Source organism: Pandoraea nosoerga, from assembly GCF_902459585.1.
GTDB classification, from domain to species: domain Bacteria; phylum Pseudomonadota; class Gammaproteobacteria; order Burkholderiales; family Burkholderiaceae; genus Pandoraea; species Pandoraea nosoerga.
In genome coordinates this window covers 46,560-61,662 of sequence record NZ_CABPSC010000022.1, presented here as the reverse complement: position 1 = coordinate 61,662, position 15,103 = coordinate 46,560, and the positions used below count along the sequence as shown (strand labels likewise).

At 66.2% G+C, this 15,103-nt stretch carries 17 protein-coding genes and 1 tRNA gene; 12 read left to right on the top strand and 6 right to left on the bottom strand.

Going from position 1 to position 15,103, the window contains the following annotated elements:
- The coding region (locus PNO31109_RS21000; RefSeq protein WP_150557381.1) for a c-type cytochrome at positions 1–571 on the bottom strand (571 nt) is incomplete at its 3' end.
- A gap of 379 nt (positions 572–950) precedes the next feature.
- On the opposite strand from PNO31109_RS21000, the gene PNO31109_RS20995 reads away from it, so the two are divergent.
- The 4 genes from PNO31109_RS20995 (at position 951) to PNO31109_RS20980 (ending at position 2,046) form a co-directional block, all read left to right on the top strand.
- Positions 951–1,026: transfer RNA gene (locus PNO31109_RS20995), tRNA-Arg, on the top strand.
- Between the two features lie 254 nt (positions 1,027–1,280).
- The gene (locus tag PNO31109_RS20990; protein WP_150557380.1) at positions 1,281–1,493 is read left to right on the top strand and encodes a cold-shock protein; all 213 of its coding nucleotides are present in this window, start codon (positions 1,281–1,283) and stop codon (positions 1,491–1,493) included.
- 47 nt (positions 1,494–1,540) lie between these two features.
- Positions 1,541–1,852 carry a hypothetical protein gene (locus tag PNO31109_RS20985; protein ID WP_150557379.1) on the top strand — a complete coding sequence of 104 codons (312 nt, stop codon included), beginning with the start codon at positions 1,541–1,543 and terminating at the stop codon, positions 1,850–1,852.
- A gap of 2 nt (positions 1,853–1,854) precedes the next feature.
- On the top strand, positions 1,855–2,046 hold the full coding sequence (locus PNO31109_RS20980) for a hypothetical protein (protein ID WP_150557378.1): 192 nt from the start codon (positions 1,855–1,857) through the stop codon (positions 2,044–2,046).
- A gap of 313 nt (positions 2,047–2,359) precedes the next feature.
- On the opposite strand, the gene PNO31109_RS20975 is transcribed toward PNO31109_RS20980, so the two are convergent.
- Complete coding sequence (locus PNO31109_RS20975; RefSeq protein ID WP_150557377.1) at positions 2,360–2,890, bottom strand: hypothetical protein; 531 nt, start codon at positions 2,888–2,890, stop codon at positions 2,360–2,362.
- 2 nt (positions 2,891–2,892) lie between these two features.
- A complete protein-coding gene (locus PNO31109_RS20970) occupies positions 2,893–3,591 on the bottom strand; it encodes a flagellar basal body L-ring protein FlgH (protein ID WP_174966490.1) in 699 nt (232 codons plus the stop codon).
- Positions 3,592–3,917: 326 nt separating this feature from the next.
- Between PNO31109_RS20970 and PNO31109_RS20965 the strand changes: the two genes are divergently transcribed.
- The 4 genes from PNO31109_RS20965 (at position 3,918) to PNO31109_RS20950 (ending at position 7,280) form a co-directional block, all read left to right on the top strand.
- Entirely contained in the window at positions 3,918–5,027 is a 1,110-nt protein-coding gene (locus tag PNO31109_RS20965) for an ATP-binding protein (protein ID WP_150557375.1), read from the top strand.
- A 62-nt stretch (positions 5,028–5,089) separates the two neighbouring features.
- Entirely contained in the window at positions 5,090–5,872 is a 783-nt protein-coding gene (locus PNO31109_RS20960; protein WP_150557374.1) for a response regulator, read from the top strand.
- 42 nt (positions 5,873–5,914) lie between these two features.
- On the top strand, positions 5,915–6,400 hold the full coding sequence (locus tag PNO31109_RS20955) for a hypothetical protein (protein WP_150557373.1): 486 nt from the start codon (positions 5,915–5,917) through the stop codon (positions 6,398–6,400).
- A 277-nt stretch (positions 6,401–6,677) separates the two neighbouring features.
- Positions 6,678–7,280 carry a BPSL1445 family SYLF domain-containing lipoprotein gene (locus PNO31109_RS20950; protein WP_150557372.1) on the top strand — a complete coding sequence of 201 codons (603 nt, stop codon included), beginning with the start codon at positions 6,678–6,680 and terminating at the stop codon, positions 7,278–7,280.
- A 148-nt stretch (positions 7,281–7,428) separates the two neighbouring features.
- Here PNO31109_RS20950 and PNO31109_RS20945 read toward each other — a convergent pair whose 3' ends face one another.
- The 3 genes from PNO31109_RS20945 to PNO31109_RS20935 form a co-directional block, all read right to left on the bottom strand.
- Positions 7,429–8,298: an ABC transporter permease gene (locus PNO31109_RS20945; RefSeq protein WP_241013768.1), complete on the bottom strand. Its 870-nt coding sequence runs from the start codon at positions 8,296–8,298 to the stop codon at positions 7,429–7,431.
- A gap of 85 nt (positions 8,299–8,383) precedes the next feature.
- Positions 8,384–9,217, bottom strand: coding sequence for an ABC transporter ATP-binding protein (locus PNO31109_RS20940; RefSeq protein WP_150557371.1), 834 nt, complete (start codon positions 9,215–9,217; stop codon positions 8,384–8,386).
- Positions 9,218–9,421: 204 nt separating this feature from the next.
- Complete coding sequence (locus PNO31109_RS20935; protein ID WP_150557370.1) at positions 9,422–10,462, bottom strand: ABC transporter substrate-binding protein; 1,041 nt, start codon at positions 10,460–10,462, stop codon at positions 9,422–9,424.
- A gap of 260 nt (positions 10,463–10,722) precedes the next feature.
- Between PNO31109_RS20935 and PNO31109_RS20930 the strand changes: the two genes are divergently transcribed.
- From PNO31109_RS20930 to PNO31109_RS20915, 4 genes are all read left to right on the top strand, one after another.
- Complete coding sequence (locus PNO31109_RS20930; RefSeq protein WP_150557369.1) at positions 10,723–11,394, top strand: response regulator; 672 nt, start codon at positions 10,723–10,725, stop codon at positions 11,392–11,394.
- On the top strand, positions 11,387–12,781 hold the full coding sequence (locus tag PNO31109_RS20925; RefSeq protein WP_241013769.1) for a sensor histidine kinase: 1,395 nt from the start codon (positions 11,387–11,389) through the stop codon (positions 12,779–12,781). Before PNO31109_RS20930 ends, PNO31109_RS20925 begins: the two co-directional genes overlap by 8 nt.
- A gap of 370 nt (positions 12,782–13,151) precedes the next feature.
- A complete protein-coding gene (locus tag PNO31109_RS20920) occupies positions 13,152–14,042 on the top strand; it encodes a sensor histidine kinase (RefSeq protein ID WP_150557368.1) in 891 nt (296 codons plus the stop codon).
- Positions 14,039–14,698: a response regulator gene (locus PNO31109_RS20915; protein ID WP_150557367.1), complete on the top strand. Its 660-nt coding sequence runs from the start codon at positions 14,039–14,041 to the stop codon at positions 14,696–14,698. Before PNO31109_RS20920 ends, PNO31109_RS20915 begins: the two co-directional genes overlap by 4 nt.
- Positions 14,699–15,103 lie beyond the last annotated feature (405 nt).

Genomic DNA, 15,103 nt, shown 5'->3' with positions numbered 1-15,103 from the left:
AGGCGGGGGCCGGGGCAGAGGCAGCGCCGGAGGCGGGCGCGGCTGCGGCGCCCGAGGCGGGCTGGGCCGGCGCTGGCGGCTCCTGGAGCTTGCCGCCCGAGGCGTTGGCCATATAGACGATGGCGCGGCCGATTTCGTAGTCCGTCACGTCGTCCGGACTGGTGCCGCCGCGCGGCGGCATGGCGCCCTTGCCGGCCAGGGCGATCTTGAGCATTTCGTCATAGCCTTGCGCAATGCGCGGCGCCCAGTCGGGCGAGCCCACCTTCGGCGCGCCGGCGGCGCCGGAGGCGTGGCAGGCGGCGCAAACGGCCTTGTAGAGTTGTTCGCCGGTCTGATACACGCGTGGCGCGCTGGCGTCCTTGATCTCGACCTTGGCCACGGGCGCGATGCGCTCGGCAATGGCCTGTTCGGTCATGGCGGAACTGCCGGCGCCGGTCAGGGCGCTGTTGCCCACGTAATTGACCAGCAAGACGATGATGACGATCGGTACGAGAAAACCTGCGACGACTGCGGCGATGAGCTGCTTCGGTGTTTTGATGAGGGACTCATGCTCGTTATGTGCTTCACTCATGCGGGATCTCTCAATAGTTTTTGTGGAAACCGAGTGCATCACACCGGATGGCTGGCACCATCCAGTCAAAATAACGAACCATTGTAGCAACAAACGTTCGGCGGATGACACGCGAAGGCGGTGCGTAGACGCCGCAAAAGTCCCGTATTTTCCCTAACTTACGCGAAAGCGAAAGCAGTGTTCCGCGCGGTTCGTGCGCAAAGCGCGGGCGCATTGCGCGCACAGCAAATCCGCGCGGGAGCGTCGTGCGGCATGAAATTGCCGCATTGTGGGGCGCGAGAATGCACGGGGCATGGACGGCGCGCGGCAAAACCGCTATGCTTCTACCTCTTTGCCCGCCGGCAGCGCGCTCGCGCACTCCTTCCCGGCGGCGAGCACCGCGCCCGTAGCTCAGGGGATAGAGTATCGGCCTCCGAAGCCGAGGGTCACTGGTTCGATTCCAGTCGGGCGCGCCAACATTTTTTCAATGGGTTGCGTCGGCTCATTGCCGGCACCCGAGGCCCCCATCTCGTTACACGAAATACATTGTGCGCCGGGCATAACCCGCGTATAAGTGATGCATCGAACATCAAGTCTGACTTTCATCGACCAGCGTCGATCTTCACGATCTTTGCGAGACACTTCCGATCTCTGAATTCTTGTTTGTCCGCCACTGGTGTCCAGTCACGCATTTCGCGATGGCAGCACACCGGGAAAACCAGGAGTTCGCATGAGCACCGGAATTGTTAAGTGGTTCAACGACAGCAAGGGCTTCGGCTTCATCAAGCCGGACGACGGCAGCGAAGATCTGTTCGCTCACTTTTCGGAAATTCAGCCCCAAGGGCGCACCGAATTTCGTACCCTCCAGGAAAACCAGCGAGTCTCCTTTGATGTCGCCCGCGGGCCGAAAGGCATGCAGGCCTCCAACATCAAGCCCGCGTAACCGCCCCCCCGTCGCCTTTCCTGTACATCACCTGCCCCCGCGCGGTGATGTTGCGCCACTCGCCGCTGGAGGAAAACATGGCTTACATCAATCCGTTTTACCGAGGTTTTCGCCTGGAAACCTGCGTATTCCGTGAGCAGGACGCAGGGTCCATCGAGCGCAGGCATGATCGGACGTTCGGCGTCTCCGTAAGGATTTCCCGTACTTCCGAGAACGACCCGGCATCCTCGTCGGCACCGAAACTGTTTCGCCTCGACGGCTCGCCCTTCGACTCGATCGGCGAGGCGCGCCGTGCCGGCGAGGCATTCGGACGGTCTTGGGTCGACGACCTCATTCGCAGCACCGAAGTGCAGGCGTGATCATGGTCCTGCGCGCCAACTGGTTCCTGTATCCGGACTACGTGCCGCCGGACACGACGCGGTTCTTCGGCGGAGCGTCTGTCGCCAGCGCGCTCGAGGCGAGCCGCCGCATGGCGGCAAAGCCCGTGCAGCGCGGTCGAATCCGCAAATGGCTGAGCCGGCGCTACGTCGGCGAGTACCCGACCCGCAGTTAAGCAGTGCGTCCACCGTACCGGAAGCCCTGCGGGCCATAGAACGTCGACAGGAGCAGACCGTGCTCGCCCCTTTGCGCACATGCCCGTACATGCCCGCACATGCCATGATGGCCGCGCTCCGGCGCATCGCCGAAAAGCGTTCCGAGCAACCCTCCGAGGCGGTTATCGAACCGCACCGCTGGCTCGCGAACTGATACACCGGGTCGGCAAGCACTTCGAGCCGACCCGATTCGGCCGAGCGTATTGCCGGCACGCGAACACCCTTCGTCCGTCGTGGTGAGAAGGCATCGCGCAGCGATCGCCGTTCCGGACCTCAGAACACCACCAGCCGGTCCACCAGTTGCGCCATGCGCGAGTTCGACGCCGACCATGATTCGATCGTGGACGAGCGCCCGTCGAAATACACCGTGTTGATGATCGCGCCGTCGCGGCTGAGCGTGAGCGTCGCGTAGGCCAGGTATTCGGTCGGCGCCGCGCCCCATAGCGAATTGCGCCATGCACGCCGCACCTGGTAGTTCAGCACGATGCAGCCCGCCGGCCACGTGCCCGGACTGTAGATCGTGCTCACGATGCCGTAAGCCCGCAGCCGCCCCTGGATGGCGGGCAGCAAGTCGGAGATGCCGTCCGGCGCCAGCTCGATGCACATATTGTGCGACAGCAGCTCCGGCGCGGCCGGCTCCGACGGTGGCTGCACCGGCGGCAACTGGTCTGAGAGCGCCGCGCCCGTGGTGACCACCGTGGCCGCCACCTGCGCCGCCACGACCGGCACCGGCGTCGCGAAGAGGCACCCGCCCAGCGTCGCGCTCGCCGCCGCCGCGAGCGCCAGCACCATCGCGAGGCGCATCGTCAGAACGGCGACACGCCGAGCACGACGCGCTGCAGCCAGCCGACGCTGCTGCCGTCGGCAATCTGCCCGTCCTCCACGCGCGCCACCTTCGCCTGCCCGACCTTGTTCGACGCCACCACATTGCCCGGAGAGATGTCGAACTTGTTCACCACGCCGGTGAAGCGGAACGTCTCCATGTTGCGCCCCTGCATCACCTGCTTTTCGCCTCCCACGACGTAGGCGCCGTTCGGCAGCACCTCGACGATCGCCACCGCGATCGTGCCGGTAAGCGCCGTGCTCGAGGCCGAATTTCCGTTGCCCTTGAAACTGCTCGCGGACTGGCCGATGTTGAACCAGCGCTCGAGCACCGAATCGGCGCCGTCGGCCTTCGCGCTCTTGGCCGTTACGCTGGCATTGCGCGACACGTCGCTCTGCGATTTGTTGCTGCCCGACGAAGTTTCCGATACGGCGATCGTCAGCAGATCGCCCACGCGATGCGCCACCGGCGTCTCGAACCAGTTCGTCGCCGTGGTCGGTTGGTAGATGGAACCGGCCGTCTGCACGTTGGCCACGCGCGGCATGGGCATCACGCTCATGGGCGTGGACATGGGCGCCGGCGTCGAGCAGGCGCCGAGCATGGCGCCCGCCCCCGCGAGCTGCGCAAGCGAGCGGACCAGACCGCGCGACGTGTCGCGCTTGAGCATCGATAGCTTCGACATGATGAGGCGCCCCCGCGCCGGTTCCGGACCGGGTCCGGTTCCCTTCGAAAGATGTGAACGGTTGAAGCAGCCGGCCAAGCGGCATGACGGCATGGCGGCCAGCCTGGTAAGGCATGGTAAAAAGCGCGCGTGCAGCGACTGCGGACAAATCGAGGAAAATTTGTGGAGGCACGGCGCGCGCCGCGCCGAAGCTGAGAGAATGGCGCGCCAGACGCACAGCGCTCGCCTCGCCGCTCGCCGGTCCGCGGTCATTACACGGCATTGCGCGGCATTGCGCGCTCATTCCTCGGATCACTTCCTCGGGCTACTTCTTTTCACGCAAGCGCATGAACTCCGGCATCACCCGCAAGCTCTTCCTCGCAATCTTCGCCACGGGCCTGATCACCATGATGGCTACGGCGCTGGTCGTGCGCGCGGCCGCCGGCGGCCAGAGCTGGCTGCGGGGTGACAATCTGGTGTACCTGGCGTTGCTCGGCATGGCCGCGCTCGGGGCCGTCGCGCTGCGCCTCGCCCAGCGACTGCTCGTGCCGGTCACCCCGCTGCTCGAGGCCACACACCGCATGGCGATGGGCGACTACAGCGCACGCGCGCCCACCGCCGGCGCCGACGAACTCGCCCGCCTGGCCGCTGATCTCAACCGGCTGGCCGACACGCTCTCTCACAACGACCGGCTGCGCCGCGACCTGCTGGCCGACATCTCGCACGAGCTGCGCACACCGCTCTCGGTCATGCGCGGCGAGATCGAGGCGATGGAGGACGGCGTGCGCCCGCTGACACAAGACGCACTCGCCTCGCTGCGCGTCGAGATTTCGCTGCTCTCCAAACTGATCGACGATCTCTACGAACTCTCGCTCTCGGACATCGGCGCGCTGACCTATCAGTTCGCGCCCGTGGACATGACCGAGCGGGTCGCGACGGCCGTCACCGCCTTCGGCGACTGGTTCGAGGCCAAGGGCATTGCGCTCAACGTGCACCTGCCGAACGACACGCTCGTCATCGAGGGCGACCTGCACCGTCTCACGCAACTGCTCGGCAACCTGTTCGAGAATTCGCTGCGCTACACCGACGCAGGCGGCGCCGTGCGGGTGTATCTGTCATCCACCGACAAACACTTGCGTCTCGAGATCGAGGACTCGGCGCCCGGCGTGCCCGACCACGCCCTGCCGCGCCTGTTCGAGCGGCTCTTCCGCGTGGAGGCGTCGCGCAGCCGGCGCAGCGGCGGCGCCGGCCTTGGCCTCGCGCTGTGCAAGCACATCGTGGAAGCACACGGCGGCCGGATCGTGGCGCGGCATTCGCCGCTGGGCGGCCTCGCGCTCGCCATCACGCTGCCGTACTCCGGCTGCGCCACCGGCGACGCAGCCGCGCCCCGCCACAGCCCGGCGCATTGCGCGGGCGCCGCCGCCTTCGGCGCCCACGCGCCGGGGGCCCTCTGCTGAGCCCGTCATCCGTGCATCCCGCCTTGCAGACCGAATCCCCCCTCCGCTCCCCGTCCGACGCGATGACCTTTGCCGACACCGCCCCGATCCTGATTGTCGAAGACGAGCCGAAACTGGCCGCATTGCTCGCCGAATATCTGCGCGCGGCCGGCATGCCGTGCCGCATCGTCGCCGACGGCCGCGACGTGCTGCCGGCCGTGCGCGCGACCGAGCCGCGTCTCGTGCTGCTCGACCTGATGCTCCCCGGCATGGACGGGCTGGAAGTGTGCCGCGCCGTGCGTGAAATCTCCGAAGTCCCCATCGTGATGCTCACCGCCCGCGCCGCGGAAACGGATCGTCTGCTCGGTCTGGAGCTGGGCGCCGACGACTACATCTGCAAGCCCTTCAGTCCGCGCGAGGTGGTGGCGCGCGTGAAGGCCATCCTGCGACGCGTTCGCGGCAACGGCGCCACGGCGGGGGCTCCCGCCGCCGCGCCGCAAACGCCTGCGCTCGTGATCGATCCGGTGCGTCATCACGCGCGCCTCGACGGCCACGAGCTGCCCCTCACGCCGGTGGAGCTGCGCCTGCTCGCCACGCTCGCCAGTCATCCCGACAAGACGTTCCCGCGCGCGCATCTGCTCGATCGCATGTACGACGACCACCGCGTGGTGGCCGACCGTACCGTCGACAGCCACATCAAGAATCTGCGCCGCAAGCTGCAGGCCATCCGTCCCGACGAGGAAACCGTGCGCTCGATCTATGGCGTGGGCTACCGGCTGGAGTTGCGCACCGATCGCCCGGCCGGGCACCCGGCGCGACATGGCGTCGCCGCTATCGACAATCCGGCAGATGCAGTGCCAGAATAGGCGCACCCGCGCCACGGCGGGTGCCCATTGAGGAGATCGACGATGCCACGCCGCACCGCCCCGCTCTGCCCGATGTTCCCGATGTCCGCGCCATCCCATCCGCCCGCCACGCCAGTCGGCTCGTTGCGCACACGCGCCGCCCGCGAGGCCGCCGCGTGCGGGAAGCGCCCACGGCTCGATCGCCTGATGCGCGTAACGCTGGCCCTGGCCCTTCTCGGCAGCGGCGCGCTGGCACACGCGCAAACGCCTGTGTGCTTCGATAGCGTCGGACGCGCCCTTCCCCCGGAGCAATGCTCGCAGGCCGCGCGCGACCAGGCGGCGGCGCAAGCCGCCGCATCGGGGGCCGGGTCACCGTCCCTGCGAGACGAATGCCGCGCCCTCGCCGACAAAATCGCCAACACCCCCGACAAGCCGGTCTACACGCGCGACCGGCCGGTCGTCGCGCCCAACGGCAATCGTATCGACATTCCTACGCGCACAAACCCGCGCAAGGCGCTCAAGGAAGAATACATGCGCAAGTGCACGTAGGCATGCGCCTACAAATTAGCGGAAGATGCAAGCGAGTTAGCGGAACTTGTGGCGCCGGTTTCTTGACAATACACGCAGACACCGCATAATCGTTGTCATGCCGGCGCGTACTGCAACGTCGCGAATGCGCTGTCCATCGGACGCCGAATCATCGTCCTCATCGCCGCTTCAATGCCGAAGCGTCTCGCCCCGCCGGGGTGTTGCGTCGGCCTGACGTTTTATCCGCATCCACCGCCGCCACACGTTGCAAGCGGCATACGCTTTCCGGAGGGAGAAAATGCAGAAACGCGAATTCCTGATGAAAACTTCCGTGGCCATGGCGGCTGCCGCCTTCGCTCTGGCAGGCTGCACCACCACGACGCCTTCGCAGGCCGATCGGAGCGACAAGGCCGCCGGCACGAACGCGAACAAGCGCCGCGAAATCGATGCGGCCGTCAACGGCGCGCTCGAGAAAATGTATGCCTCCGTGAAGGGCTCGCGCGAACTGGTAAACCGCGCACGCGGCGTGCTCGTGTTCCCGTCCGTGCTGCAGGCCGGCTTCGTCGTGGGCGGCGAGTATGGCGAAGGCGCGCTGCGCGTCGGCGGCGCGACCAAGGGTTACTACAACACCGTGACGGCGTCGTTCGGCCTGCAAATCGGCGCGCAGTCCAAGGCGGTCATCTTCCTGTTCATGACGCAGGACGCGCTCGACAAATTCCAGCGCACCGACGGCTGGACGGCTGGCGCGGACGCCTCCGTCGCGCTCGTCAAGGTCGGGGCCAACGGCGCGGTCGACCTGAATACGGCCACCTCGCCGGTAGAGGTCATCGTCATGACCAACGCCGGCCTGATGGCCAACCTGAACGTCGAAGGCACGAAGGTCACGAAGCTCAATATCTGACCGGGCGGGCGTCGCCCTGCGCGGCGGCGCCCATCGAACGGCCAACGAACGACAAACGAACGGCCAACCAACAACGCCAACGGGAAAACGGCGCTGCCCCTGCGGGTGGCGCCGTTTTTTCATGCGACGGACTCGCCTCAGCCGGCCATCACTCGTTGCTGAACGCGGCCGGACGCCACTTGAGCAGGCGCTTCTCGAGCGACGTGAGCAGATAGTCGGCGCCCAGCGCCACGGCGGCGAGCACGATCATCGCGGCGAACACGCCGCTCGCGTTGAACGCGCCCTGCGCGGTCGAGATCAGCAGGCCAATGCCCTGCTTGGAGCCGAGGAATTCACCGACGACGGCGCCCACGAGCGCAAAGCCGAAGCTCACGTGCAGGCTGGCGAGAATCCACGACAGCGCCGACGGAATCACCACCGACATCGTCACCTGACGACGCGACGCACCGAGAATCTGCGCGTTGGCGATCATGTAGCGGTCGGCTTCGCGCACGCCCTGGAAGGCGTTGGCGAACACCACGAAGAACACCATCACCACGGCGAGCGCAACCTTCGACGCCATGCCCAGGCCGAACGCGATCACGAAGATCGAGCCGAGCACCACGCGCGGAATCGAGTTGGCGATCTGGATGTAGAGGCTGAAAACGTCCGAAAGCAGCTTGTTGCGCCCAAGCACGATGCCGCAGATCACGCCGGCCACCCCCCCGATCAGAAAGCCGAGCACGGTCTCTTCGAGCGTGACGATCACCTGCGTCCAGAGCGGTCCCTGCGACGTGCCTTCCACGCACCAGTCATAGATCTGCTGCACGATGAGCGACGGCTGCGAGAAGAAAAACGGATCGATCCAGCCGACGCGCGCGGCGAGTTCCCAGCCGCCCAGTCCGACCACCAGAATGGCCACGCGCAGAAAAATCACCAGCGCGCGACGTTGTTTGATACGGCGCTGCGCCGCGGCTTCCTCGCGTGCGAGATCGGCGTCGCCGATTCCTGCCAGCATGGCCTGTTCACTCATGTTCATGCCCTCCTCCTGACGGCATGGGCGTGCGCGCCTGCCGCGCCGCCCGATAATTCACTGTCGCCGGCTCTCGCCAATGCCGACAGACTCAACCGATCTTCACTTCTTCGCGCAGATCCGCCCAGATCTCGCGCGAGATGTCGATGAAACGCTGTTCGTAGCGAATCTCGGACATCACGCGCGGGCGCGGCAGATCGATCGTGTACACGTTCTTGAGCGTGGCCGGACGCGCACTCAGCACGAACACACGATCGGCGAGCGCAATCGCTTCCTCCAGATCGTGCGTGACGAACACCACCGAGCCCGACGTCGACGACCACAGTTGCAGCAGCTCGTCCTGCATGAGCGTGCGCGTTTGCATGTCGAGCGCCGAGAACGGCTCGTCCATCAACAGGATTTCGGGGTTGTTGATGAACGTCTGCGCCAGCGCCACGCGCTTGCGCATACCGCCCGAGAGCTGGTGCGGGTAGTGATTGCCGAACTTGTCGAGGCCAACGCGCTTGATCCACTCGTCGGCCAGCGCATACGCGGCGTCCTTCGACTGGCCCCGGAAGAGGGGTCCGGCGGCCACGTTCTCGCGCACGCTGCGCCAAGGGAAAACGGCGTCGTTCTGGAAGACGAAGCCGATGCGCGGATCGATGCCATTTACCGTCTGGCCCATCACGCGGACGGTGCCGGTCGTGGGACGCAGCAGGCCGGTAATCATCGACAGCGTGGTCGACTTGCCGCAGCCGGTCGGCCCGACGATGGCGACGAATTCGCCGCGCGCGACCGACATGCTGAAATTGCGCAGCGCGACGGTGGCGCGCCCGTCGGGCGAAATGAAGCGGCACGACACATTGTCGAATTCGATGGCCGGCGTGTCGCGCGAGACGGTGCTCGCGGCACGCACCGGCGCCGTGGGGGTGGTGGTCTGGGTCATGCCCGGCTCCTCTGGTACGTCGAATGGCTAACGGTCTTGCCGTTGCGTTGGGATGAGCCGGCCCGCACACCGGACGGTCGTCAGGCGCGGGCGGCTCGGGGTGCGCGCCGAACTGCGCGCGCGCCGGTATTACGGGGTCAAGGGGTGCGCAGGCCGCGCCGCGAACGCGAGAACGCGAGAACGCGAGGGCGGGCGAGCGCCCGATCACTTGACCTGATCGACGAACTCGTTGGTGTACGTCTTCGACAGGTCGATGTGCTTGCCCTTCACGTTCGGATTGAACGCAGCGAGCACCTTAAGCACGGTCTCGGGACCGCCCTTGGGCATGCGGCCGTCCGGCGAGAACATCGGCAGCGAGTTCTGCAGCGCCTGCACGTACAGGTCCCGATTCTTGCCGTAGTAGTCCTTCGGCATCTTGTCGGCGATCTCGGTCGCCGAGTGGGTGTTGATGTACTTGAGCGTCTTCACGAACGCGCGAGCCAGCTTGGCCGCTTCGGGCTTGTGCTTGTCGAGCCACGAGCGCTGCACGTACAGGCTCGATGCCGGATACGCGCCGCCGAGCGCGGCCACGGTGCCTTCCATCGTGCGCATGTCCACGAGCACGGCGGCGTCGCCGGTCTTGATCAGCTGCGAGGCGGTGGGCTCGGTCGTCATGCCGGCGTCGATGCGGTTCTGCTTGATCGCCGCGATGAACGTGTTGTCCGCGCCGACCGGCAGCACCGAGTACTGCGCCGACGTGATGCCGTGCTTGGCGGCGAGGTACTGCGTGAGGAAGTTCGTCGAGGAGCCGAGGCCGGTCACGCCGAGGGTCTTGCCCTTCACGTCGGCCATGCTCTTGATGGTGTCCTTGCTCTTGGCGTTGACCAGTTCCACCTCGCCCGGCACCTGACCGAAGATCGTGATGGCCTGGACTTCCTTGCCCTTGCTCTGCAGATCGATGGAGTGATCGTAGAAACCGACCACGGCCTGCACCGCGCCGGCGAGCAGCTCGTTCTCGGCGTCGACGCCGGCTGGCTGCGAGAGCAGTTCGACGTTCAGCCCCTCTTCCTTGAAGTAACCGAGTTGCTCGGCGAGCTTGGCCGGCAGGTAGATCATCTTCGTGATGCCGCCGACCATGATCGTGATCTTGCCGCTGTCGGCGGCGAAGCCCGGTGCGGCGGCCAGCGCCAGCGACACGCCGAGCACGGCGGCGATTGCGGGTTTCACGAAGGCTTTGGGCAGGCGCGTGCCAAGGCTTGCTCGCATTGTGGTGTCTCCATCGTTTTAGGGATAATGGGGCCGAGCGCGTGTGCGGCGCCGGCGGGCCTCGCGCGACGCGTCGCGGGGCCGGGGCAGCGGTCCACTGAGTCGAATTCCCCTGCCTCGATGGCGATTGTAGAAAATCGAAGCTTTCATCAAGCTTTCGCCGCTTGCAGGTTTTCGTTCGCGACTCATGGGTGTTTACCCGCTGTTGGCGAGCGTCCGGACAGCGGGCACACTCCCGAGCGCATTACGCCCTCGCCGTCATGAAACTGCTGCTCATCGAAGACAACGACACGCTCGCCCACTGGCTCGCCCGCATGCTGCGCGACGACAACTTCACCGTCGACGCCGCGCGCGACGGCGATGCGGCCGATCGCCTGCTGCAAACGGAAACCTACGACGTCGTGCTGCTCGATCTGATGCTGCCCAGGCTCGGCGGCAAGCATGTGCTGCGGCGCCTGCGCGAGCGGCGCAACAACGTGCCGGTCATCATTCTGACGGCGAGCGGCTCGGTCGACGAGAAAGTCGACTGCCTTGGCGCGGGGGCGGACGATTACCTCGTCAAGCCGTTCGAAGTGCGCGAGCTTATCGCGCGCGTCAAGGCGCTGGCCCGGCGGCACTCCCCCGAACAGGGCGCCGAGCTGCAGTGCGCCGATCTCGTCTATCACACCGGCACCCGCCAGTTCACCATCGCCGGCGCACCGCTTGCGCTGCCCTCGCGCGAGCACGCCGTGCTCGAGATCCTCATGCGCAAGCAGGGCAAGACCGTCGCCAAGAGCGCGCTCGTCGACGGCGTGTTCGGCCTGGACGACGAACCCAGCGCGGACGCCATCGAAATCTACATCCATCGCCTGCGCAAGAAGCTCGAGACCAGCCGCGCGGCGATCATGACGCTGCGCGGTCTCGGATATCTGCTGCGCGAGAAAGATGCTTAGCCTGCGCGTCAGGCTGTTGATGTGGCTGATGCTGCCGCTCTCGCTCTATATCGGCGCGAGCGCGTGGCTCGCCTATCGCAGCGCGCGCGACACGGCCGAGCTCGTGCAGGACCGTGCGCTGCTCACGTCGGCGCAGGTCATCGCCGGCGAGCTCACGTGGGTCGACGGCGCGCTGCGCGCCAGCGTGCCGCCTTCGGCGCTCGAGCTCTTCGCCTCGCCGGCGCGCGACCGGGTGTTCTATCAGGTCATCACGGAAGACGGCCGCCTGCTTGCCGGGCCGCCCGACTTTCCGCATCCGCCGCTGTTTCAGGCGTCCGCGCCCGTCTACACGGACGTCACCCTCAACGGCGAGCCGCTTCGCGTGGTGAATTACGTGCGCACGATGTACGACTCCGGGCAGCGCTATCGCGTCGCCGTCGTGGTCGCGCAGACCATGCACGGACACGACGAGATGCTCGCGCAGCTCTGGGAGCCCTCGCTGCATCGCCAGATCGCCATGGCCGCGCTCGCCGCCATACTCGTGCTCATCGGCCTGACCGTGGAGCTGCATCCGCTCATCCGGCTCAAGGAAGAGGTGGCCGGCCGCGCCCCGCAGGAGCTGGTGCCCATTCGCGCAGGACAACTGCAAACGGAATTGCGCCCCATCGTCGACGCGATCAACCTGTGCATCCAGCGGTTGTCCGCACAGGCGCAGCAACAGCGCCGCTTCGTGGCGGACGCCGCACATCAGCTGCGCACGCCGCTCACGCTGCTCGACACCCAGTTGCAGTTCGCCGCACAGTTGGACGACCGCGCCGCGCTGGCCGACGTGCTCGCCGCCATGCAGACCAGCAGCCGCGGACTGGCCGACCTCACCAACAAGCTGCTGCTGCTCTCACAGGCGGAGGCGGCGGACACGCCGGCGTTCTCGCGCTCGCGCGTCGATCTGGTGGGCGTGGCGGCCGGCGTGCTCGAAGAGCTCGTCGCCCTCGCGCAGCGGCGTGACATCGACCTGGGGCTGGAGACCGCCGAAGCGCATGTCTGGGTCTCGGGCAACGGCGAGCTGTTTCATGCGATGGTCATGAATCTTGTCGACAATGCGATCCGCTATATCCATGAGGGCGGCCGCGTGACTGTCGCGATCGACCGCGAGGGCGGCGCCGCGCGCCTGCGCGTGGTCGATGACGGCCCCGGCATTCAGGCCGAAGCGCGCCAGCGCGTGTTCGAGCGCTTCTATCGCAATGCGCCGCCCGGGCAACCCGGCACCGGCCTTGGCCTCGCCATCGTGAAAGAAATCGTGGCGGCCAGCCACGGCGCCGTCACGCTGGGCCCGGGCGCGCACGGACAGGGTCTGGTCGTGACCGTGACGCTTCCTCTGGATCCGGAAACAGAAAACAACGCCCTATAGGGCCCGCGCCTGGCGTACCGTCACCGATGAGGCGCGCGGCACTTCCGGGCGATTGTCTGAAAGAAACTCACAACCGTATGAAGTACCGATAAAAATCAAGGCACTACAACTGGTTAGATCGAAAGTGTCGTTTGAAACATACGCTCGACTGGATACGCTAGGACAAACCCTGATATATTTGGGGTCTTCGCAGAATCCTCCTCAAGCAAGCGCAAACTTATTGATCCAAATCAATTAGTTATGCTTCGCTGTCAACCACGCGGGCGCCCGCCGCGTGTAATTGTGACGAAATGTAAAGTTTGTTAAATTGGTTGTCGGTCCCGCCGCGTGGGTTGCGGCACGGGACTTTTTCTCTCAGGGATTTGCCTCCATGCCGTATCTCGTCGATCCTGCCGCACAGGCTGCGAGACGCCGCACGTCGCTGGACGACGCGGTGCACGCTCGCGCCGTGACGCCGGCATCGGATCAGGCCGCCGTCTGCGATGCGTCATTGCCGGTGGAACCCGCCTCGCGCGCGGGCGTCCCCCGTGCGCTCGCGCAGTCGGTGGCGCGCAAGATCGACGCCGCACGCGAGGCCGAGCGCACGCGCCTTGCGCAGGAAATGCACGATGGCCTCGGCGCCCATCTCACGGCATTGCAACTGACGGTCGCGCGCCTGACGATGCGCCCGCCGGCCAACCCCGCCGAATGGCAATCCCTCTGCGCCCAGATCCAGCATGCGGCAAGTGCCGCACAGGACGCGGCACACGAACTCGTCGGCCGCCATCGCCCTCCCGCGCTCGACGCGGGTCTGGTGGCGGCGTTGCGCGCGTGGCTGCGCGGCTTCGGCGAGCAAAGCGGACTTACCTGCATCTGGCGGTGTGACGACGTGACCCGCGAGCGCGTGGCACGGCTCACGCCCGAGGCGGTGCTCGCGCTGTATCGCATCGCGCAGGAAGCGCTCACCAACGTTGCTCGTCATGCCCGCGCGTCGCGCGTCGTCGTCGCGCTCGACGGCAGCCATCGCTCGCTCAAACTCACGGTTTGCGACGATGGTTGCGGGCTTGCCCGCGGCGCGCGCCGCAAGCAGGGACATTTCGGCCTGATCGGCATGCGCGAGCGCTGCACGGCGCTCGGCGGCACGCTGCGCATTGGCGGTGGCGAGGGATCGGGGACGCTCGTGAGCGCCCGCCTTCCCTGGCACCAGATCCTTCCGGCCCCGGCCGGAATCCAGGCCCTGCAGGCCCCGGAATCGCTCGCTCTTCACGGATACGCATCATGACGCTTAGAGTGCTCATCGTCGACGACCACGCCATCGTGCGGCAGGGCGTCCGACAATTGCTCTCCGATAGCGGGAGCATCGCCGTCGTCGGCGAAGCCGACTGTGGCGCGGAAGCGCTGGAGATGACCGACTCGGCGCAATGGGATATCGTCCTGCTCGATATTTCGTTGCCCGACACGAACGGTCTCGAGATTCTCAAGACCCTGCGACGCAAGCACCCCCGTCTGCCGGTCATGGTCTTCAGCATGTACGGCGAAGGCCAGTTCGCGCTGCGAGCGCTCAAGGCTGGCGCGGCCGGCTATCTGAGCAAACGGTCGAACGCGCAGCAACTGGTCTCGGCCGTGCGGCAGGTCGCCTCCGGCCGCAAGTACGTGAGCCCGATGGTCGCCGAGACGCTCGCCGACTATCTCGGCCCGGACGCCGACCAGCCGCCGCACGAGCGCCTGTCCGATCGCGAGTATCAGACGCTGTGCATGATCGGCTCGGGCAAGCGCCTCACCGATATTGCCAATGCGCTGTCGCTTTCGGTCAAGACGGTGAGCGTATACCGCACGCGTCTGCTCGAGAAGATGCGTCTGAACAACAACGCCGAGCTGACCTATTACGTCATGCAGCACGGTCTGGTCAGCGCCGAGATGGGACCGGTTGGCGTTTGATCGCCGGCGCAGCCCTGGCCGGCCGCCCACGGGCGGACCGGCAGTGAATAAGTACTCACTCCATGGCCCGGCTGCGCGGGCCATGCGCATTTCCGGCATCCGGCCTGGTATCCGCGACGTCTTTTTCACGGGCGCGGCAAAAAAATTTTCGTCGCCGCGGCGCCTCGTCGCGCACACGCGCACACGCGCTCTTCGCGCTCGGGCGCCCTCTGCGCCGCAGGGCTTGCCGCCTCTCAGCGCCTTACAGGATATGAATAGGCGCCAGATTGCCCCTTTCCTTGGCGGATCGATCGTGGAGGAATTTCGTAGACTGGCTCACTAGCGTTTTTCCGACATCGACGGGCACGGTCGATGGGGGGTGGCAAAGCAATTTGCAAAAGCACCCTAAATTTTCCCAAATGCCGT

Coding starts and splice junctions, on each gene's coding strand:
- PNO31109_RS20920 (WP_150557368.1), top strand. CDS start 13,152: ATGCCGTATCTCGTCGATCCTGCCGCACAGGCTGCGAGACGCCGCACG.
- PNO31109_RS20960 (WP_150557374.1), top strand. CDS start 5,090: ATGACCTTTGCCGACACCGCCCCGATCCTGATTGTCGAAGACGAGCCG.
- PNO31109_RS20945 (WP_241013768.1), bottom strand. CDS start 8,298: ATGAACATGAGTGAACAGGCCATGCTGGCAGGAATCGGCGACGCCGAT.
- PNO31109_RS20955 (WP_150557373.1), top strand. CDS start 5,915: ATGCCACGCCGCACCGCCCCGCTCTGCCCGATGTTCCCGATGTCCGCG.
- PNO31109_RS20975 (WP_150557377.1), bottom strand. CDS start 2,890: ATGCGCCTCGCGATGGTGCTGGCGCTCGCGGCGGCGGCGAGCGCGACG.
- PNO31109_RS20940 (WP_150557371.1), bottom strand. CDS start 9,217: ATGACCCAGACCACCACCCCCACGGCGCCGGTGCGTGCCGCGAGCACC.
- PNO31109_RS20990 (WP_150557380.1), top strand. CDS start 1,281: ATGAGCACCGGAATTGTTAAGTGGTTCAACGACAGCAAGGGCTTCGGC.
- PNO31109_RS20980 (WP_150557378.1), top strand. CDS start 1,855: ATGGTCCTGCGCGCCAACTGGTTCCTGTATCCGGACTACGTGCCGCCG.
- PNO31109_RS20950 (WP_150557372.1), top strand. CDS start 6,678: ATGCAGAAACGCGAATTCCTGATGAAAACTTCCGTGGCCATGGCGGCT.
- PNO31109_RS20915 (WP_150557367.1), top strand. CDS start 14,039: ATGACGCTTAGAGTGCTCATCGTCGACGACCACGCCATCGTGCGGCAG.
- PNO31109_RS20985 (WP_150557379.1), top strand. CDS start 1,541: ATGTTGCGCCACTCGCCGCTGGAGGAAAACATGGCTTACATCAATCCG.
- PNO31109_RS20970 (WP_174966490.1), bottom strand. CDS start 3,591: ATGTCGAAGCTATCGATGCTCAAGCGCGACACGTCGCGCGGTCTGGTC.
- PNO31109_RS20965 (WP_150557375.1), top strand. CDS start 3,918: ATGAACTCCGGCATCACCCGCAAGCTCTTCCTCGCAATCTTCGCCACG.
- PNO31109_RS20930 (WP_150557369.1), top strand. CDS start 10,723: ATGAAACTGCTGCTCATCGAAGACAACGACACGCTCGCCCACTGGCTC.
- PNO31109_RS20925 (WP_241013769.1), top strand. CDS start 11,387: ATGCTTAGCCTGCGCGTCAGGCTGTTGATGTGGCTGATGCTGCCGCTC.
- PNO31109_RS20935 (WP_150557370.1), bottom strand. CDS start 10,462: ATGCGAGCAAGCCTTGGCACGCGCCTGCCCAAAGCCTTCGTGAAACCC.